This is a genomic window from Rhodococcus sp. SG20037, assembly GCF_031763325.1.
Classification (GTDB): domain Bacteria; phylum Actinomycetota; class Actinomycetes; order Mycobacteriales; family Mycobacteriaceae; genus Rhodococcus_F; species Rhodococcus_F qingshengii.
In genome coordinates, this window is the sequence record NZ_CP134497.1 from 1,170,630 (window position 1) to 1,190,651 (window position 20,022).

General features: G+C 63.6%; 18 protein-coding genes and 1 riboswitch. Of the genes, 12 read left to right on the forward strand and 6 right to left on the reverse strand.

Annotation, left to right across the window (positions count from 1 at the left end):
* Positions 1-90: 90 nt before the first annotated feature.
* Positions 91-1,953, forward strand: a complete 1,863-nt coding sequence (locus RHP72_RS05390) for a DUF2339 domain-containing protein (protein WP_311094435.1) — start codon at positions 91-93, stop codon at positions 1,951-1,953.
* Here the strand turns inward: RHP72_RS05390 and RHP72_RS05395 are convergent.
* From RHP72_RS05395 to trmB, 3 genes are read right to left on the reverse strand one after another with little or no spacing between them, the layout of a single operon-like run.
* Positions 1,928-4,867 carry an MMPL family transporter gene (locus tag RHP72_RS05395; protein ID WP_007734492.1) on the reverse strand — a complete coding sequence of 980 codons (2,940 nt, stop codon included), beginning with the start codon at positions 4,865-4,867 and terminating at the stop codon, positions 1,928-1,930. The genes RHP72_RS05390 and RHP72_RS05395 overlap by 26 nt on opposite strands.
* 10 nt (positions 4,868-4,877) lie before the next feature.
* Positions 4,878-5,585, reverse strand: a complete 708-nt coding sequence (locus RHP72_RS05400) for an NYN domain-containing protein (RefSeq protein WP_003945733.1) — start codon at positions 5,583-5,585, stop codon at positions 4,878-4,880.
* Entirely contained in the window at positions 5,582-6,340 is a 759-nt protein-coding gene (gene trmB, locus RHP72_RS05405; RefSeq protein ID WP_007734493.1) for a tRNA (guanosine(46)-N7)-methyltransferase TrmB, read from the reverse strand. Before trmB ends, RHP72_RS05400 begins: the two co-directional genes overlap by 4 nt.
* Positions 6,341-6,539: 199 nt before the next feature.
* Between trmB and RHP72_RS05410 the strand changes: the two genes are divergently transcribed.
* From RHP72_RS05410 to epsC, 6 genes are all read left to right on the forward strand, one after another.
* Entirely contained in the window at positions 6,540-7,436 is an 897-nt protein-coding gene (locus RHP72_RS05410) for a GTPase domain-containing protein (RefSeq protein ID WP_165638638.1), read from the forward strand.
* A gap of 181 nt (positions 7,437-7,617) precedes the next feature.
* The gene (locus tag RHP72_RS05415; RefSeq protein WP_311094436.1) at positions 7,618-8,769 is read left to right on the forward strand and encodes a hypothetical protein; all 1,152 of its coding nucleotides are present in this window, start codon (positions 7,618-7,620) and stop codon (positions 8,767-8,769) included.
* Between the two features lie 134 nt (positions 8,770-8,903).
* Entirely contained in the window at positions 8,904-9,242 is a 339-nt protein-coding gene (locus RHP72_RS05420; RefSeq protein WP_042920271.1) for a DUF6802 family protein, read from the forward strand.
* A gap of 277 nt (positions 9,243-9,519) precedes the next feature.
* Positions 9,520-11,349 carry a phosphoenolpyruvate carboxykinase (GTP) gene (locus tag RHP72_RS05425; protein ID WP_029254577.1) on the forward strand — a complete coding sequence of 610 codons (1,830 nt, stop codon included), beginning with the start codon at positions 9,520-9,522 and terminating at the stop codon, positions 11,347-11,349.
* 181 nt (positions 11,350-11,530) lie between these two features.
* Positions 11,531-12,466: a cysteine synthase A gene (cysK, locus tag RHP72_RS05430; RefSeq protein WP_003945916.1), complete on the forward strand. Its 936-nt coding sequence runs from the start codon at positions 11,531-11,533 to the stop codon at positions 12,464-12,466.
* 5 nt (positions 12,467-12,471) lie between these two features.
* Entirely contained in the window at positions 12,472-13,050 is a 579-nt protein-coding gene (epsC, locus tag RHP72_RS05435; protein WP_003945907.1) for a serine O-acetyltransferase EpsC, read from the forward strand.
* A 57-nt stretch (positions 13,051-13,107) separates the two neighbouring features.
* Here the strand turns inward: epsC and RHP72_RS05440 are convergent, their stop codons facing one another.
* Genes RHP72_RS05440 through RHP72_RS05450 form a run of 3 tightly spaced genes read right to left on the reverse strand, consistent with a single transcriptional unit; the run spans position 13,108 to position 15,341 of the window.
* Positions 13,108-13,416 (reverse strand): hypothetical protein, encoded by a 309-nt coding sequence (locus RHP72_RS05440; RefSeq protein ID WP_007734501.1) that lies wholly within the window; start codon positions 13,414-13,416, stop codon positions 13,108-13,110.
* 28 nt (positions 13,417-13,444) lie between these two features.
* Complete coding sequence (locus RHP72_RS05445; RefSeq protein ID WP_214924770.1) at positions 13,445-14,392, reverse strand: cation diffusion facilitator family transporter; 948 nt, start codon at positions 14,390-14,392, stop codon at positions 13,445-13,447.
* 10 nt (positions 14,393-14,402) lie between these two features.
* Positions 14,403-15,341, reverse strand: coding sequence for an alpha/beta hydrolase (locus RHP72_RS05450; RefSeq protein WP_007734503.1), 939 nt, complete (start codon positions 15,339-15,341; stop codon positions 14,403-14,405).
* Positions 15,342-15,393: 52 nt separating this feature from the next.
* On the opposite strand from RHP72_RS05450, the gene RHP72_RS05455 reads away from it, so the two are divergent.
* The 5 genes from RHP72_RS05455 (at position 15,394) to RHP72_RS05475 (ending at position 19,850) form a co-directional block, all read left to right on the forward strand.
* Positions 15,394-16,002, forward strand: coding sequence for a TetR/AcrR family transcriptional regulator (locus RHP72_RS05455; RefSeq protein ID WP_081557423.1), 609 nt, complete (start codon positions 15,394-15,396; stop codon positions 16,000-16,002).
* Between the two features lie 6 nt (positions 16,003-16,008).
* Positions 16,009-16,156: riboswitch (cobalamin riboswitch) on the forward strand.
* 115 nt (positions 16,157-16,271) lie between these two features.
* The gene (locus RHP72_RS05460) at positions 16,272-17,279 is read left to right on the forward strand and encodes an iron ABC transporter permease (RefSeq protein WP_007734507.1); all 1,008 of its coding nucleotides are present in this window, start codon (positions 16,272-16,274) and stop codon (positions 17,277-17,279) included.
* Complete coding sequence (locus RHP72_RS05465; RefSeq protein WP_064074124.1) at positions 17,276-18,094, forward strand: ABC transporter ATP-binding protein; 819 nt, start codon at positions 17,276-17,278, stop codon at positions 18,092-18,094. Before RHP72_RS05460 ends, RHP72_RS05465 begins: the two co-directional genes overlap by 4 nt.
* Positions 18,091-19,152 carry an ABC transporter substrate-binding protein gene (locus RHP72_RS05470; RefSeq protein WP_311094437.1) on the forward strand — a complete coding sequence of 354 codons (1,062 nt, stop codon included), beginning with the start codon at positions 18,091-18,093 and terminating at the stop codon, positions 19,150-19,152. The genes RHP72_RS05465 and RHP72_RS05470 overlap by 4 nt, the downstream gene beginning before the upstream one ends.
* Positions 19,149-19,850: a (2Fe-2S) ferredoxin domain-containing protein gene (locus tag RHP72_RS05475; RefSeq protein WP_064688528.1), complete on the forward strand. Its 702-nt coding sequence runs from the start codon at positions 19,149-19,151 to the stop codon at positions 19,848-19,850. Before RHP72_RS05470 ends, RHP72_RS05475 begins: the two co-directional genes overlap by 4 nt.
* Positions 19,851-20,022 lie beyond the last annotated feature (172 nt).

Sequence of the window (20,022 nt, forward strand, 5' to 3'; positions counted from 1 at the left end):
AGGTGTCCTCAGTTGAGTACGAGAAGTCCCCAGGCTGATCGAGTAGTACTACTCATCTGATCGGTTCGGCCACGCAGCAAGCTCGAAGCCATGACCACACCGAGCTCTTCCGCCGTCGATCCGCGACTGGTGACCGCCCTCTCGGCCGAGTGCGACAGCATCGGCCGGCAGTTGCGTCACATGGGCCAGAACCTGTCGATCCTGCAGACTCAGCTGGCCTCGGCTACTGCGACCCCGCCCATGCCGGTAGTCCCGGCACCCGCAGCTCCGGTGCCACAGGTGCCGCAGATGCCGCCAATGCGTCCTCAGCAGAGCGTGCCCGCGTGGCAGCCGCCGACGTATCCGGCTGCCGCACCTCGCCAGCCCTGGTGGCAACGCGACGGTGTCATCAGTCGACTCCTGGCCGCGGCCGGTGTTGCCGTCACACTGATCGGCGTCGTGATGCTGCTGGTACTTGCAGCGCAGGCCGGATTCTTCGGACCTCCGCTGCGGGTGCTCGGCGGTGCGCTCCTTTCCGGCGCCTTAGTGTTTGCCGGGGTGCGGGTCCACGGACGACCAGGGGGCAAAGTGGGGGCAATTGCCCTGGCTGCCACAGGTTTTGCAGGGATGTATCTCGATGTCGTCGCAGCCTCCGTTCTCTACGGTTGGGTGACGACACCGCTCGCGGTGGTGATTGCCTTCGGAATCGCCGCCGCCGGCGTTGCCCTCGCCGTGAAGTGGCATTCCGAATCGCTGGCGCTCATGATCGTTCTGGGAGCAGCGCTGCTGGCTCCCGTGTTGACGTCGGGAATATCGTTGACCCTCATCGGTTTCCTCTTCGCGATCCAGTCGGCGACATTCTCCGCCCAGCTCGGTCGTGACTGGAAGTACCTGGGCATGGCGCGCACCGTACCGGTGGTTCTCGCACTGCTCGCAGCGATAGCGTCGGAGTCCATCTTCGGCGAATCCGGTAACAGTGCAGTGCAATTGGTGATCAGTGCCGGCGTGGTTGCAATCGTGGGGGCCGGCTGCGCGATGGTTATGCAGTGGACGGGTTCGCCCTCGCGTGACGGCATTGCAGGGGCGTGGTCCACCGCTACCTTTGTCGTCTCGTCCCTTCCGCTGATGAGCGTCGGAGCCGTGCTCGGGCGCACCGAATCCGCAGTGCTGTACGGAATTGCTGCGGCACTACTTCTTTCGGCTGCAGCGGCGGCCAAGCCTTTGCCGACGCAACTGCGATTCGGACTGGGCGCAACCGGCGCCCTCGCATTGTTGCTCTGCTGCTTCTCCGGGGCGACTGAATCTCTGGTCGTACCGCTGATCCTCACGGTCGGAATGATCTTCCTCGGAGTCTCGCTGTATGCGGGTTCGCGCTTCGTCTTCGCACTCGGAACCGCCTTTGCGGCAATCGGATCGATCGGATACCTCACGACGGTTCCGCCGGAGGCGTTGACGACCGCTCGCGCCGCATCCATGCAACTCGGTGCGATCACGGCACTCTCGAGCCTGACGGCGATAGGTGCACTGGTGATGCTGGTCTGGGCGATTCACCGACTGAAGTTGATTGCCGATTCGAATGCAGCGGTTCTATGGGCGGCCGCAGGGTTCGGTGTCCTCTACGCGGTGACGTGCGCGCTCGTCTCATCCGGCGTCGAAATTTTCGACAGTGCAACCGGTTTCGTTGCCGGGCACAGCGTTGCAACCATCGTCTGGATGCTTGCCGCCACGTCAGCGCTGGTGCTCGGATTGAACAACCGCCAGCACGCTCGCGTCTTGCTCGGAGCCGGGCTTGCTCTCACCTGTGCGGCCGTGGCAAAGCTGTTCCTCTTCGACCTGGCCACACTCAGTGGGCTGGTGCGCAGCGTTGCCTTCCTGGTGGTCGGCTTGCTGCTCCTGCTGGTCGGGACACGTTATGCACGAGCCTTCGCCAAGCAGGAGCAGGAGCAGGTCAGCTTCGCTTCTGGCGAGCGATGAGCTCGCTCACGCTGATGGCGCCTGCGTCGTCAGGCCGGTGCCTGCCGGTGGCGTTGTCGTCGCCGTCAGGGGTGGCGTCCGAGACTCGGGGCTCGTTGGTAGGCGAAGGCGAATCCGTGAAAACCCCGTTACGACGCTCCGGAGCGGTCGGTGGAGGCGGCGACTGGGGGGTCGCCTCCACCGAGGTCGGGGCTGAACCGTTTGTTGCAGAGCCGTTGGTAGCACCGTTTGCGGAGCCGTTCCGGCTCGCGCCGTTGGAGCCTGAACTGCTGCTGGCAGCACCGTTGGTCGCCGAACCGTTTGTCCGCGAAGGCGTCCGGACTACCGGCAGTGGACGTGAGGCCGGGGGAGTCTGTTCCCGGGCCCGCAGGTCCGACAACCAACTCTCGATGGGACGCTCGGCCGGCGCAGCGGGCGTGGGGTTTCTGCGCTTGTCGCTGGCATTCGGTTGCGGCCGGTACGAGGGATTGGGTACAGGTGCCTCGATCAGGTTCTGGGGGGCGCTGGCTGCACTCCCGATATCGAGACGACGTCGCGGTGCCGGCTTCTCCGCGGCGGGAGCCTCCGTGTTGGGTGCCTTGATCGCCATTTCGCTGAGCGGAATGGGCTCGGTGAGAGGATCGGGAACGCGAGGTCCGCTTTCCGGCTGTGCAGCCGGGGCAGGCGGCGGCATGACCCGCGAGGCCGCTTCGATCTTGCGCGGCTGACCCGGTCCGGCGATCGCACCGACAGGCGCGATCTGCGGGACGTTCGCGAGTACCAGCTCGTTGTCGAGGATCGGCTCGCCCAGCCCGATCTTCTGCTGGATCCGCTTCATCCAGGCCGGAGCCCACCAGCAGTCGTCGCCGAGCAGTTTCATGGTCGCGGGGACCAGGAACATTCGGATGAGAGTCGCGTCGATGATCAGCGCGGAGATCATGCCGTAGGAGATGTATTTCATCATCACCAGATCGGACAGGCCGAATGCGCCGGTGACCACGATCAGAATCAGTGCGGCAGCGGTGATGATCCGGCCGGTATGTGCCGTGCCGATACGGATGGATTCGGTAGTACTCGCGCCCTGCGCGCGCGCTTCGACCATGCGGGAGAGCAGGAACACTTCGTAGTCGGTCGACAGGCCGTAGACGATCGCGATGATCAACACCAGGACGGGAGACATGATCGGTCCCGGCGTGAAGTTCAAGAGACCGGAACCGTGCCCGTCGATGAAGATCCAGGTCAGGATTCCGAGCGTCGAACCCAGTCCGAGCGCGCTCATCAATGCGGCCTTGATGGGCAGGACGAGCGAGCCGAACGTCAAGAACATCAGCAAGGTCGTCAGCAGGATGACGGATACGACCATCAGCGGCAGACGATCGAGCAATGCGTCGACGCTGTCCTGCTCGATGGCCGGAGTACCGCCGACCAGCACAGTTGTGCCCTCGGGCCAGTCCGCGGACCGCAGATAGTCGATGGTGGGACGTGCCTCGTTCCGCTCCGTCAGACCGGCCTTGAGGACGTTGACACCGTCCTTCGTCGCAACCTCCGGGGTGAACTTCTCGACCAGACCCGGCGCAGCATTTGCGGTCTTGGAAATCTGACCGAGGGTGGTGTTGTCGGCTCCCTCGATGACGAGTCGAACGGGCTCGGTGCGATTGCCGGGGAAGAGTTCGTCGAACTGCGCCTGCGCGACACGCGTGGGGCTGTCCGGGGGCAGGTACGTCTCGTTGATACCGCCGAACTTGATGCCCGTCAGCGGAATGATCATCAGCAGTAGAGCCGCGACGATCGGGACCGCGACCTTGAGCGGATGCTGCATGACCCAGCGGGTGAGCTTGCCCCAGAAACCGTTCTCGATTTCCTCGTTGGTCTTGGTCTGGCGCAGCTTCTTGAAGGTCAGCGCGTCGATCCGCTTGCCGAGAATGCCGAGAATCGCGGGAAGAATCGTGATGGACGAGATCGCGGCAAGCATGACGGCAGCAATGGCGCCGTAAGCCACCGATTTGAGGAAGCCCTGCGGGAACAACAGCAGACCGCCGAGGCTGACGGCAACCATGGTCGCCGAGAACATGACCGTTCTACCCGCCGTCATGACCGTTCGGCGTACAGCGGTCGGGGTGTCGTACCCCTCGGCTATCTCTTCTCGGAAACGGCTGACGATGAACAGTCCGTAGTCGATCGCGAGACCCAGGCCGACCAGAGAGACCACGGGCGCAACAAACGCGTTGACCTCGGTGAAGTTGGTGATCAGTCGAATGATGCCGTTGGCGCCGATGACGGTCAGACCGCCGACGATCAACGGGAGGGCAGCAGCGACGACGCCACCGAAGACGAAGAACAGCAGGACACCGACAGCAGGAATCGCGAGCATTTCCATGCGCTTGATGTCGTTGGCCATCGTGTCGTTGAGCGAATTCGCGACAGGTTGCAGGCCGGCGAGTTGCACGTCGACGCCGTCGATGTAGAACTGCGACTCGACGTCGCGGAAGTTGTTGGACACCGCGGTGTCGTTGTCTCCGGCGATCGCGATGCTGGTGACCGCGTGTTGCTTGGTCTTGTCCGCCAGGGCCGCCACCGAGAGACCGTTGTCGACCTTGAAGTACGAGCCGTTGATCTTCATGATCTGGTCGGGGTTGTCGGCGACGAGTCGCTGCAGATTGTCGATGACCTTCGCTTGGAACTCGGGGTCGTCGACGGTCTTGCCCTCCGGCGCGGTGTACAGCGCCAGAACGTCACCCGTCGTGCTGCGTCCGAACGTGCCGTCAGCGAGTTTGGCAGCCTCTACCGATTCCGACCCCGGATCGTCCCAGCCGCTCTGGCTGAGATGATCCTGCAGGCTCAGGCCGTACGCAGCGAGCCCGAGGAGCCCCGCCACCATGACAGCGATGACGGTGAAGCGGGCTCGATAGACGATGCTTCCCCAGCTGGCGAACACTGATCAACTCCTACTCGGCAACACTTTTTCGCCCGATGAGCAGGGCAGAAAGCGGTCGGAACGGCTGCAACCAGGCGCCCTCGTCGGGCAGGGTGTCCAGGCTTACCCGTGGCAGAGGCTCACGGAAGACACCTGGGATGTCCTCGAGATCGACGAAGTCCAAGATATCGGACGACACAGCCCAGCTGGCGTGTTCACGGAACCCGAGAACCTGGACCGGGATGCCGGTTGCTGCGATGTCCTCGAGAGGTTCGCGGAACGCTTGGCCGTCGGCGGACGCGACCATGATTCCGGCGAGGCCCTCGCCGTACCGGAGCGCGATGTGCTCGAGCATGTCCGAATCGACATCGCTGTCTTCATCGACCTTCGGCTTGGCGAACACCGCGAAACCCACGTTACGCAAGGCTTCGACCCAAGGACGAACGACGTCGGCGCTGCCGGACGCGATGTTGGTGAAGACGGTCGCTTCAGGCTCGAGCGTGCCGCTGTTCTGTGCGGACAGTTCGGCGGTGCGAGAGAGCAGCCAACGACCCAAAGCGTCGAATCGTGGCCGGTAGGCGGCGGTAGGCCGGCCACCGAGGATGGCGCCGAGGCCCATGTCGAGGTTAGGGGCGTCCCAGACCAGAAGCACCCGCTTGGGGTGGCGGGAGTCACGACCGAAGTCGAGAGGAGATTCCGACGACGTCACGTCGTCGGATAGCTGTTCGCTGACGCTCATGCTCTGATCTTCCCCCATATAAGCTCGGTGATTGCACTTCCGACCTTATGGGCTTTGTCCTCGAACTTGGTGACCGGACGCTCGTGGGTCATCGGAGACTCCCAGTCGAGTGCGGTCAGCAGCGGCTCGGCATTGCCGGCTTCTTCGATCCATTCGGCGTACTCGGCGTGATCGGTTGCCACGTGCAGGACTCCGCCGGGCTTGAGGCGGTTGGCGATCAGCGAGAACGTCGGCCCCTGCAGGAGGCGACGCTTGTGATGGCGGGCCTTGGGCCACGGATCCGGGAAGAACACCCGGACGCCCGTCAGGGACTCGGGGGCGACCATGTTCTCGAGTACGTCCATCGCGTCACCGCGCAGTACGCGGACGTTGGGAATTTCTTCGCGTTCGACCTGCTGGAGAAGCTGCGCCAGCCCGGGGCGGTACACCTCGATCGCGATCAGGTTCACGTGCGGTTCCGCCTTGGCCATTGCGGCCGTCGCGGTGCCGGTACCCGAACCGATCTCGATGATCAGGGGTGCTTCACGTCCGAACCAGGCGTTCGCGTCGAGCGGTGTGTCCGAGACGTCGGCGCCGATGAGCGGCCACTGACGGTCCCAAGCCTGCTGCTGTGCGTCGGTCAGCGCACCCCGGCGAGAGCGAAAGCTGGTCACTCTCGGATGGAGACGGGACCCCTTGGTGTGGTCCGTCTGCCCCGTGTCAGGGGTCTGCGGTGCATGCTGATCGGCTTCGTTCACGAACCCATTGTCACGCATGACCCCCGTTTAGCGCAGACGGGTCTGAAGTTTGAGTTGAGACTTTCCACGGAAAGTCCTGAAACCGTCGACTTCGGACTGTCGGCGAAAGGGTGGTGTCACCTGCCGTCCTTGCCGAGAACCTGACAGAATCTCACCGACACGATGGGGACGTGGGGTGGGGATGAACACAGGATTTGCATGCAGTAATTGGTCACGAATGTTGCCCGCAGAATCGATCGACGACGCCTGCGTGGAGCCGATCGATCAGTTGCGCGCTCTGGCATATCGGCTGACATCGATCGATTCGGGAGCCGCCGAGGCGGTTCACTCGGTGCTCGGATCGCTGACTGCGCCGCTCGAGCTGGTGGTCGCCGGGCGAGCCGGGGTGGGGCGGTCGTCGTTGGCGCGGATCCTGGGGCGCGACGACCGGTTCTCGCGCAGAGTTGTCGGCGCACCGGTTGTGGTGACCGAGTCGAGGGCATTCGATGTCCCTGGAACGTCGAACCCCGATCTGGGTCGTCGTTGCGTTGTCTACGTGGTGGTCGACGCGGTCCGCGACGTCGACGGCCGAGCCATTGCTCGAGTTTCCGATCGTGTGGTCGTCGCTGCGAACAAGGCTGACTTGTTCGGTCCGCGCTGGGACGAGGCGCTGGGACGGGCGGCGGAAATCTCGGAGAACGTCGGCGTGCCCACGGTTCCGGTGGAGACACTGACCGGGCGCGGCGTCGAAGAGTTGTTCGCGGCTCTCGGACCTGTTCTGGAGGCGCAGTGGTGGGGCCGGGTCGAGCAGATCGGCCCGGCGCTGAGGCGATCTGCCTCGCGCAGCGCTGCGGGCAGGGACGAGATCGAGTTGTATCTGAGTTCGGACTCCGCGGTGTTGTTCGGCGCTGCGGCGGCGATGATGAGCCCCGAAATTCGAGCCCTGCGTCAAGGCGAGCCTCCCGATCCTCGTACCGCTGACGACGCGGGCACGTGCAGCCGGTGGTGGGGCGAGCTCGTGGACGAGTCGGAACAGTGTCCGCAACAAAGGGTCTCACTGATTCGACGCGGGTATGTGCGTCGGTGGGCGCAGCTCGGAGGCGATCGCTCTGCCCCGGCGGTGACCGATGAATAGCGTTTCGGTACTTCCGGATTCGGTGCTGCGCGTGGTGCAGCGATGGAATCCGGCATCCGATCCGGGTCGCCAGGTCGCCGCCGAAACATGCAGGGGCACTCGCATTTACGTTGTCGGTCCACCAAGGTGTGGACGGGAAGACGTCGCGCAGATGTTCGATGCTTCGGATGATTGTTCGTCAGTGACACGCGAGGTGGACGCCGACGTCGTACTTCTGGTCGTCGACGCCGCCAGTGTGATCGGACGCGAGGATCTCCTTCTCCTCGGCGACGCTGCGGCGAGCGGAACCCCGGTGGTGGTGGCGCTGACCCGCGTCGACGTCTATCGAGACTGGCAGGCGGTGCGCCGGCGTGATGCCGAGATTCTCGCTTCGCACTGCACCACTTTTGCTCAGGCTCCGGTGGTCCCGATTGCGCCTGGTCAGGAGCAGTCACTCGTTGCGGTCGTGAGCCGGGCGGCACGGGAGAGGGAAGCAGGTGGTTCGGATTCCGGAGTCATCGCACAGACGCGCCGGATGATCGAGATGGAGATCCGGAATCTACGTGACGGTGTTCCTGGTGCCGAACTGCGGGCAGAGCGATCGCAGCTGCTCGCAGACCGTGACGGCCGGCGAGGCGAACGCCTGGTGCAGGTGCGAAGCCGACTGCAACGAGCGCGCGGGGATCTGTCACAACAAATCGCCGAGGCAACCCGGGCGACGGTCGCCGGGGCACGTGCCTGGGTCGACACGGCCTCGCGAGCCGAATTGGGCAGCGTGCCGACGCGACTGCAGCACGAGGTCGACCACCACACCCGGGTGTTCGACGCCGCGATGGCGGCAGCGGTGGAATCTGCGGGGACGAACGGATACATGCCTTCCCCGCAGATTCCGGAGGGCCTGCCGGGCCGTCAGCGCGGAAACGAGGACCGGGTGACAATTCTTGTCGGCGCGTCCGCGGGTCTCGGCCTCGGCCGTATCGCAGTGACTCCGCTGGAAATGATTCCGGCCTTGGAGTTCGCAAGTATCCCCGTGACGTTGATTCTGGGTGGCGCCGCGGCGTGGTGGTTGGCGCGAACTCGCGGGCTGACGGCCGATCGTGCCCACTCCAGGTCGTGGATCGTCGAATCGATGTCGGCGGTTCGCGCTCAGTGGGAGCAGCGAGTGCAGAGCGTGCTGCTCGAGGCCGAGGCGGATCTGGGAGCGGCGATCATGGCGGAGAGTCGCGAGCAGTTGGCGTCGGCGCAGGCTCGAATCGTGGAGATCGACGGTGAACTTCGTGAGCTTGCCGCGGCCAGATCGGGTCAGCTCGCGTCGTGCGAGCGCGACCTCGCCGTTTTGAACGCCGCCTACTGATCATTCCGCGAGTGCAGAGTTCTCCACAGTGCCGCAATTTCGGCCTCGACTGATCGTCGGGGTCTGGTAATACTGAGCGGACGGTTTCGGTAGGGGTTGCCGAAGCAGTAGGTCACCATCCAGTAGGGGGAGTAATGGACGCATTTCTGATCACGGCCGGACACATCGACGGGCACGAAGCCGAAGCGCTCGATCCTGGGCGTATCGAGCCCGAGACCTTCGGGCCCGCGTCGGGACCGGTCGATGCCGGCGACCTGAACTTCGACGCCTTCGACTTGGACGGTGACGGAACGGTCGACAGCCGTGTCGTCCACTCCGACGACGCCGTCGTGATCGTGTCCGATTTCGATCGCGACGGTAGCGCCGATCGCCTCACGATGATCGAGTCGGACGGCGACTACTCGGCCTGGGAATGCAGTCGAGACGACGAAGGCGCCCTCGTGTGGCAGAAAATCGATGCCGGAGCGCTCTGAAAAGCTTCCGTTTATGTGCTCTGAGCGCCGGGTAGGCACCTGAACACACCAACTGAATCGTTTCTGTGACATTTCTGACCGCACCCGATTACCTGCAGGTGAACAGCCAGCGTTAACCTCAATACATAGGACACCCGGCGTCCGTGAAATCCACGTGAGTGGATGACGCGGCTGGACCCCGTCGAGAGGGGGACACCGGGATCGACTGGTATCGGGGCGCTGCAGTTCGCATCCGGTGTCACGAGAACCCGGTTCCGGCTCACCCCAGGAGAGTTTGATGACCTCAGCGACCATTCCCGGTCTCAATGGAACTGACGGCACGCCCCCCACGCAGCACAAGGAACTGCTTGCATGGGTGCAAGAGGTTGCCGAACTCACCCAGCCTGATCGCGTCGTCTTCGCAGACGGCTCGGACGAAGAATGGGACCGACTGACAACGAAGTTGGTCGAGGCAGGAACCTTCACCCGCCTCAACGACGAGAAGAAGCCGAACTCTTTCCTCGGCAACTCCGATCCGTCCGATGTCGCGCGAGTCGAATCGCGTACGTACATCTGCTCGAAGGAAGAAATCGACGCAGGTCCCACCAACAACTGGATGGACCCGGCGGAGATGCGCACCCTCATGGGTGACCTGTACCGCGGTTGCATGCGTGGACGCACCATGTACGTCGTGCCGTTCTGCATGGGCCCCCTCGACGCCGAGGACCCGAAGCTGGGCGTCGAGCTCACCGATTCCGAGTACGTCGTCGTCTCCATGCGCGTCATGACCCGCATGGGCAGCAAGGTTCTCGACAAGCTCGGCACCGACGGATTCTTCGTCAAGGCGCTGCACTCGCTGGGCGCTCCGCTGGCCGATGGCCAGGAAGATGTCGCGTGGCCGTGCAACGACACCAAGTACATCACTCACTTCCCCGAGGATCGTGAGATCTGGAGCTTCGGTTCCGGCTACGGCGGAAACGCTCTCCTGGGCAAGAAGTGCTACTCGCTGCGTATCGCCTCGGCAATGGCGCACGACGAGGGCTGGCTGGCCGAGCACATGCTCATCCTCAAGCTCATCTCGCCCGAGGACAAGGCCTACTACATCGCGGCGGCATTCCCCTCCGCTTGTGGCAAGACCAACCTCGCGATGATCCAGCCGACCATCCCCGGGTGGCGCGCCGAGACCCTCGGTGACGACATCGCCTGGATGCGTTTCGGTGAGGACGGACAGCTGTACGCCGTCAACCCGGAATTCGGTTTCTTCGGCGTGGCTCCCGGCACCAACTGGTCCTCGAACCCCAACGCCATGCGCACCATCGATCAGGGCAACACGGTCTTCACCAACGTCGCTCTGACTGACGACGGTGACGTCTGGTGGGAGGGCCTCGAAGGCGACCCGCAGCACCTGATCGACTGGAAGGGCAACGAGTGGACGCCCGAGTCGGGCACCCATGCGGCTCATCCCAACTCGCGTTACTGCACCCCGATGTCTCAGTGCCCGATCATGGCTCCCGAGTGGGACGACCCGAAGGGCGTGCCGATCTCGGCAATCCTGTTCGGCGGACGCCGCAAGACGACGGTTCCGCTGGTCACCGAGGCTCGCGACTGGCAGCACGGCGTCTTCATGGGTGCAACGGTCGGCTCCGAGCAGACCGCAGCAGCCGAAGGCCAGGTCGGTACGGTTCGCCGCGATCCGATGGCAATGCTGCCGTTCCTCGGCTACAACGTCGGTGACTACTTCCAGCACTGGATCGACCTCGGCAAGTCCGCCGACGCGTCCAAGCTCCCCAAGGTCTTCTACGTCAACTGGTTCCGCCGCGGCGACGACGGACGCTTCCTGTGGCCAGGCTTCGGCGAGAACTCTCGCGTCCTGAAGTGGATCGTCGAGCGTATCGAGCACAAGGCTGCCGGCATCGACACCCCGATCGGCGTCGTTCCCACCGGATCGGCACTCGACATCGAAGGCCTGGACGTGTCGGACGCCGACATCACCGAGGCCCTCGCGGTCAACATCGACGAGTGGAAGGCCGAGATCCCGCTCATCGAAGAGTGGTTCGACTTCGTCGGCGAGAAGCTGCCGACCGGCATTCGCGACGAGTTCGAAGCTCTGAAGCAGCGGTTGGCCTGATAAACCGCCCCCGTATGTAGTGGCCTGATGCCGCATTGGTTCAATTTGATGAACCGATGCGGCATCGGTCGTCTGTATGCCCTTGCCTGTAGCCGTTAAGCAGTTCAGCCGTTATGCAGTTCAGCCGTAAAGCAGTGATCAGCGAGCGGGTCGACACACTCGATCCTCAGGAGGACCAGATATGAGCGGGATCTACAACAACGTGACCGAATTGGTCGGGCGCACCCCGATCGTGCGGCTCAACCGTCTGACCGAGGGCCTGGACGCACAGGTCGCCGTCAAGCTCGAGTTCTACAACCCGGCCAACAGCGTCAAGGACCGGATCGGCGTGGCGATTATCGACGCCGCCGAGAAGTCCGGTGCACTCAAGCCCGGTGGCACCATCGTCGAGGGAACCAGCGGTAACACGGGTATCGCACTCGCCATGGTCGGTGCTGCTCGCGGCTACAAGGTCATCCTGACCATGCCCGAGACCATGTCCACCGAGCGTCGCGTGATGCTGCGTGCTTACGGCGCCGAGATCGTGCTGACCCCGGGATCCGAGGGCATGGCCGGTGCGGTCGCCAAGGCCAAGGAAATCGTCGAGCAGACCGAGAACGCCGTCTCGGCCAGCCAGTTCGCGAACCCGGCCAACCCGGCCATCCACGAGGCAACGACGGGCGAAGAGGTCTGGGCCGACACCGACGGCGCCGTCGACATCTTCGTGTCCGGCATCGGCACCGGCGGCACTATCACCGGCGTCGGACGCACCCTTCGCAAGTACAAGCCCGAGGTCAAGATCGTGGGCGTCGAGCCCATCGACTCGCCGATCCTCAACGGTGGCCAGCCCGGCCCCCACAAGATCCAGGGAATCGGCGCGAACTTCGTGCCCGACGTCCTCGATCGCGAGATCTACGACGAGATCATCGACGTCTCGTTCCCCGATTCCATCGAGGTCGCTCGCGCACTCGGTACCAAGGAAGGCATCCTGGGCGGCATCTCGTCCGGCGCCATCGTCTGGGCAGCACTCGAGTTGGCGAAGCGTCCGGAAAACGCCGGCAAGCTGATCGTGGCTGTCGTGTGCGACTTCGGCGAGCGTTACATCTCCACCCCGCTGTTCGAACACATCCGGGACTGAGACTTGTGAGTATCCTCGGGACAATTCGCGAGGACCTGCAGGCTGCGCGCGGTCAGGATCCTGCCGCGCGCAGCAATGTGGAGAACGCGCTCGTTTATTCAGGGCTGCATGCCATTTGGGCACATCGGGTTGCGCATCGCATGTGGGCCGTCCCTGCGCTACGCGGCCCGGCGCGAGTGCTCTCGCAGCTGACACGCTTCGTCACCGGCATCGAGATTCATCCCGGTGCCACCATCGGTCGGCGGTTTTTCATCGATCACGGCATGGGCGTCGTGATCGGGGAGACGGCCGAGGTCGGTAACGACGTGATGCTCTATCACGGCGTCACTCTCGGTGGTCGCTCGCTCGAGCAGGTCAAGCGTCACCCGACGCTGGGAGACCGGGTCACCGTCGGCGCTGGTGCCAAGATCCTCGGACCTGTCGTCATCGGTGAAGGTAGCGCTATCGGCGCCAATGCCGTTGTCACCAGAGATGTTCCGGCCGAATCCATCGCGACGGGTATCCCGGCGGTGGCGCGGCCACGGACCACAAAGGAAAAACTGGTGGACCCGAACAGCTACATCGATCCTGCGATGTACATCTGAACGTATTCCTCGGATGGCCACCCCTCGTGTAGACGACGGGTGGCCATCGGCGTCTGCTCAGGCGCGTGTCAGGCGCCACCCGAGACGTCCCAGTACGGCCGCCGTCAGAGCGCCCAGTGCTGCTCCGATCAGGGGGTAGCAGGCGAGAATCAACCACTCGGGCGATTTGTCTGGGAGCGCCATGTAGGAGATGTCCAGGCTCGACTCGTAGTCGCGACTCATCTGCACACCCCGGATCGGTTCGTACGCACCCTGATAGACAATGGTGTCGTCACGACTGGTCAACATGTCGATCGCAATGCCCACCAGGGGAATTCCCCCGACTACAAATCCCAGAACCATCAGAATCACGATCAGTGCGCGCATCGAAAGAGCCTATCGCCCAGCCGGAAGTTCAGACTGCGATCGACGGTTCTTCAGGCGTCGAGAGGGTCAGGATCGCCCGCACGACGCGTGGGCTCTGCTCGAGTGAGCGTTCGAGTTCGCGCAACGTGTGGGCCACTCGGGATTCCGCGTAGTCACCGACCAGATCGACGCTGGCCACCAGGTAGACCTGTCGCGGCCCGAGGTATTCCATACGCAGGAACGTGATTCGGTTGATCTCGGGCAGTTGGGTGAGAGCTTCGACGGCTGCTGCCCGCAGCGTCGGTGAGGCCTCTTCGCCGACCAGGAAGCGGCGGTTCCGATCTATCAGGATGATTGCGATGATCCCGAGGAGAATGCCGACGAAGATGGAGCCGAGGGCGTCGGGGATGGGTGAACCGGTGACCTGGTGCAACAGAACACCGACGAACGCGATGACCAAACCGATAAGTGCCGCAGCATCTTCGGCGAACACGGCCCGAGTCGTCGGGTCGGATGTGTTGAGTGCCTGGGTCATGACGTCGCGGTTCACGGCGGACGCTTCGTTTCGGAGTTGTTTGTACGCCTGCCGGAACGAGATGCCTTCGAGGATGAACGAGACGCCGAGGACGGCGTAGGCGACACCGAAGTCGGAGGCCGGTTCGGAATGGAACAGTTCCTGGATGCCGTGGGTGATCGAGACACCCGCGCCGAGTGCAAACAGTCCGAGAGCGGCGAACATCGACCAGATGTATGCCTCCCGGCCGTAGCCGAGTGGCTGGTCTCGGTCGGGAACCCTTTTCGAGCGGCGGTTCGCGATCAGCAGCAGCACTTCGTTGCCGGTATCGGCCCAGGAGTGGGTGGCCTCTGCGACCATCGATGCAGATCCGGTGACGATGGCGGCCGCCGTCTTGGCACCGGCGATCAGCGCGTTCGCCGCAAACGCCAGTACGACTGTCGTGGTGCTCTCGTCGGCCGATGCTTCCGTTTCGGTGCTCACGATTCTCAGGCTAGGCGGGTGACGACGGTTTCGTGCGGTGACGCTCGGCGACGGAGTGCAGCAGTGTGGCGACGGCGTCGTGGAACTGCGTCAGGCCCGGCTCTTCGACGGGAAAGTGCCCGCACCCGTCCAGCATCACGAATTCGGTGGGTGCGTTGATGCGGCGGAGGAACTGCAGGCTCAGTTCGGGTGGCGTCCATCGGTCGTCGGCCGGGTGGGTGAGCAGAACGGGCGTCGTCCGAAATGCTTCGGGTGCGGTGTGCTCGAACGAGAAGTAGCTGCTGAGGAATCCGAGTGGCACCCGAACACCGCCACCGCGCGGATCGGTTGCGCACAGCGTTGCGAGCTCCCGATTGCTGCTCATGTTCGCCACGTCGGCGACCCAACGGATGGGCACGCGGATACGGCCCACCAGTCGTTCGGTGCGCCGCATCAGGGGAGCGCCGTAGACACCCATCGGGCCGAACCGCGCCGCGGCAGCTCTGGCCGATGGATCCGAGGGATCGAGCAGGCAGGTAGCGACGACGGCGTCGGCCAGACCGGTCCGCGCGGCTACCTCGTAGGCCAGCAGACCGCCGATGCTGGCTCCCAACAACACCAGCGGCCGATCGTCGGCTGCCTTCTCGGCCCGGACGAGATCGCAGAGGAGATCGACCCACTGCTCGTACCGGACGCCGGCGGGATCGGCTACGACGGTGTCGCCGTACAGCGGAAGGTCAGGGAAGAGGACTTCGGCTCCGAGTTTCACGCCGATCCCGGCGAACGGCCACAACGCGCCCGAGTAGCCGCCGGCGCCGTGGATGCCGAGAACACGAACCGGCGCGTCTGGAACCACGGCCCGTGCGACGTGGACGGTGTTGCCGTTCCACTCCCACCACGTCGGGGTCGGCGCCGGCATGTGGTCGGTGTACCGGTCGGGCATAAACTTCGAGTAATCGGCGCTGGTCACCTACACAATTCTCGGTATCGGCGTCGCGGCTGACAACTCGCATCGGAGGACCGTGTCGACTCGGCGGAAAAGGCCCTCCCAGCAGCGCTCGAGGGCTACCTACGACGCGATCCTGGAGGCAGCTACTCGCGTTTTCGCTTCGGAAGCCATGGCAGCGACCACCAACCGGATCGCTGACGAAGCAGGGGTGTCGGTGGGCTCGCTCTACCAGTATTTCGGCGACAAGTACGAGATCCTCTCGGAGTTGGCGAACCGTCACGTGAGTGCTGCGCGGGAGAGTTTTGCGCTCTGCCTTGCCGACATCGTCGAGCGTGAGCTCTCCCCGGACGAGGCCGTCCGGATGTTGGTGGAGTGCGCGGTCGAAGTGAACAGTAAGCCGCGAGAGTTCTTTCACCTGCTCTACGATCAGGTTCCGCGTACGCGTGAGCTCATCGAGCAGGTCGAAGAAATGAATCGTCAACTGGTACTAGGCTTTTCGGAGTGCCTCCAGAGCCACGGTTTCAGTGCGGAGGATGCGTTGCTGACATCGCGGCTGACCGTGACTGCCGTGGACAGTCAGGTGCATCGGGTTGTGCTGGAATCGGATTCACCCGAAGAACTTCGAGTGCGAACGGAAGCCGTCGTACGGCACGCGAGATCGATGATCGGGTCGCAACCTTGATCCGGTGTCGAGAATGGTGACCGCGGTCCGTTATGGTTCTGACGTCATCATCGAGGTAATGGGAAGTCGGTGCAATTCCGGCGCGGTCCCGCCACTGTGAGGTCGTCCCTGCGTCGACCGTAGCCAGATACCACCCTCGTTGACGTTGTGTCATGCCACGAGGATGGATCGGTCACACCATGAATGCTGTTGGCGGAGCTCTGTCTCCACCTACCCACCTGCTTTCGCCGAAGGCTGGTGCGCCGCGAGGACGGCTCAGTCCGGGTATCGTGCTGCCCGCTCTGCTGGTCGTCGCCGTGCTCTCTGCTGTGTGCGCGTTGGCATTCGGATCCGAGATGCTCCCCGTGTCCACTGTGGTGGACGTGGTGCACTCGCGCTTCGGAGGCCCACCCGTCACGCGTTCCGAACTTGCGATCGTGTGGGGGATCAGAGCACCTCGGGTACTGCTCGGTCTGGCCGTCGGCGCTGGTCTTGCCGTCGCCGGCGCGGTGGTGCAAACCCTCGTCCGTAACGCTCTTGCCGATCCCCACCTGCTGGGAGTGTCGTCCGGCGCGAGTGTCGGTGCCACCGCCGTCATCACCACCGGACTGTTCGCCGGCGCGGGAGTGTGGGCGCTCAGTTTCGGCGCGATGATCGGGGCGTTGGGAGCTGCGATTCTCGTCTTCACCATCGCGACGCTGCAAGGCGGTATCACTCCACTGCGATTGGTTCTGACCGGAACCGTTACCGCATCCGCCCTGTCGGCGATCGCGAGTTTTCTGGTGCTGCGTACCAATGATTCCCAGGCCGCGCAGTCCGTATTGTTCTGGCTCCTGGGAAGTTTGGCCGGGGCATCCTGGGACAAGTTGTGGGCGCCGGTCATCGTTGTGTTCCTGCTGACGGCAGCGGTGTTCGCGCTGCACGGTTGGCTGGACGCGCTGGCGGCCGGACCGGACGTCGCGGCTTCGCTCGGTATTCCCATCCGAACCCTGCGAAACGTGCTGTTCGGCGTGCTGGCAGCCTTGGTCGGCACGATGGTTGCGGTGTCCGGCGCGATTGCCTTCGTAGGCCTGGTCATACCGCACGTCACACGCATGCTTGTCGGAGCCAGACATCGAGTGGTGTTACCGGCGGCAGCACTGATCGGCGCGTCCTTCCTGGTGTGGGTCGACGTCGTGGCGCGGACCTCGTTGCGGCCGACCGAGATCCCGCTGAGCGTGGTGACCGGGGTGATCGGGGCCCCGCTGTTTCTCCTGCTTCTCGGCCGTCGGCGCTACCGATTCGGTGGCAGTTCGTGAGCGCCCGAGCCCTGGCGCTGACCGCGTCCGGAGTAGTTGTCCGCATCGACCGTCGAACCATCGTCAAAGGCGTCGACATCGCGGCCGACGCCGGTGCAGTAGTCGGCGTCGTCGGTCCGAACGGATCGGGCAAGTCGACGTTCTTGCGTGCTCTCGCCGGTCTCGGGCCGATCGCCGGCGGTGACATTCGTGTCGGCGGCGACTCCGTGCACGCGATGCCCGCGCGGTCGCGGGCCAAAGCCATTTCCTTTGTGGCGCAGGAAGAGCAGAGTCCCGCCGATTTGTTGGTTCACGAGTACGTGAGTCTGGGCCGCACACCACATGCAAAGCCCTGGAGCGTCGGTGGAAAGCACGAGAATGCCGTCGTCGATCGTGCTCTGGGCGAGGTCGGAATGATCGAGCACCGGTTCTCTTCGATGGACACGCTTTCCGGCGGTGAGCGTCGGCGGGTGTTTCTCGCCCGAGGTCTCGCGCAGGACGCCGGTGTGCTCATCCTCGACGAGCCGACCAATCATCTCGACATCCGGCATCAACTCGAACTGCTCGATCTGGTCCGGTCGTTGGACCGGACGGTGATCATGGCACTGCACGACCTCGATTTGGCTGCGGCAGTGTGCGATCGGGTGCTCGTGCTCGCGGATGGAGTGGCCAGGGCGTTCGGACATCCATCCGACGTACTCACCACCTCGGTGGTGGCAACTGTTTTCGGCGTCGAGACTTTCGAACTCGTGAACCCCGCGACAGGCCGTTCACACCTCGTATTCGAATCACGAAATTCTCAACCACAACACACATTTTCGGAGAGTGCACTTTGATACACGTAAAGACCCGCGCGTCGTTCGGTGCGGTTGTAGCCGCGACAGCGTTGTTGGCCGTGTCCGGATGCTCGGCAACCGCGCCCGTCGACGAAGCCGCGGACAAGACTTCGGTCACGCTGGAGAACTGCGGAACGGAAAGCACTTTCCAGCTTCCGATCGAAAAGGTTGTTGCCACAAGCAATGCGGCCAATATCGGTACCATTCTCCGAGTCGGCGGTCTGGATCGTCTCGCTGCCGTCGTGTTGAACACGAACAACGACGAGGTCATGGACTCGATGTTCGGTCCCGGAATCGCCGACGTCCCACACCTGGACGGAACGATCACGATGGAGACGATTCTGGGTAAGCAGGCGGACCTGGTGGTCGGCTCCTACAGTGGCTTGTTCAAGGGCGCCTCCGGTGTGACGCCGGAATCGCTGCAGAGCAACAACATCGATGCATATGTGATCTCCGATAGTTGTCGGCAGAGTGCCGCAGCGGATTCCGCGCTCGGCACGATGGGTCCGTGGGATGCCCTTCGTGCGGACGTGACCAATTACGGAAAGCTGTTCGGAACCGAGGACACCGCCGACGAGGCATTGACCGAATTGGATTCGCGTTTGGCACGTCTGGAGTCCGCGCCAGATGCCGCCGACAAGCCGAAGGTGCTGATCTACGACAGCGGTGAAGAAGATCTGTACACCAGCGGAGGCAACGGAGCCCCCAACGGAATCATCGACGTCGCCGGGGGAACCAATGTGTTCGCCGACGTCGACAACACCTGGTTCAAAGCGAGCTGGGAGACCGTCGCGAAGTCAGAACCCGACATCATCGTGATCATGGACTACAAGAAGAGTGCCGACGAAGTACAGGGCAAGATCGACGCGATCAAGAGCCGAGAAGGCCTACGCGATCTCGACGCAGTCAAGCAGAACCGTTTCGTCGTACTCCCGCTCGCCATGTTCACCAGTGGGTTCCCCAATATCTACGGCGCGGAAGAGTTGCGCGCGAAGATCGAAGAGTTCGGGCTTGCTCCGTCGAGCAGCATCGACTGGACAACCGCGCCGTCGTCATGAGCAACAACCGGTGCTCGCGTCGGGTGATTGTCGTCTTACGGCCGACCGTCAGCGGCCTCGACGAGTCGGCCGCGCGACGGATGTTCGACGCTGTTCGGGCCGGCACCGACGCCGACGTTCGCGTTGCGTACCTCGATGTCGCTTCGCCGAGCCTTCACGAGGAACTCGATCGAGCCCATGTCGATGACGTCGACAAGGTCGTGTTGATTCCAGTTGCGGTGCCGAGGGATCGGTACCTGCTCACGTGGACAAGCAAGGCGGTTGCGAACTGGCGCGAAACCCGGATCGACGCCGAACTGGAAGTGACGCTCCACGAATCGGAAACGCTCGAAGGTGCGGTGGCCGCGCAGTTGATCGACGAACTCGACTCGGCGGGAAAGCCGATCGCCGCGAGTCCGGCGTCGTATCGCAGTCCGGCTTGGTCCGTGATCGAGCAGCACGATAGGCATCTGTTGGTGTGCAAGGGCCCTCGCTGTATGGCGTACGGAGCAGGACCGTTGCACCGGGCGATGAGCGCGGCGGCCAAAGGCACTTCGGCAAAGGTGACCGGAACCGGTTGTCTGAGCCCGTGCAACCTGGGCCCGTTGGTGATCGCGAACCCCGGTGGCACCTGGTTCGGTCATGTGGACGCCGGTGATGCCGAGGCCTTGGTCTCCGGTCACGAGGATCGATTGGTGGATCACGTTCTGGACCGGTAGATACCGGGTCGGTAAAGCAGAGAACCCGCTGGGCGCGAAGTGCGCTCAGCGGGTTCTGTTGTCCTGTCTCAGGAACCGAAGGGAAGGGTTCCCGGCGGGATCTGGTATCCACTGCTGCCGACGGAGGCGCTGCCCCAGAGTGCGAGGAAAGCGTTGATGGCGTTGGTGAGCA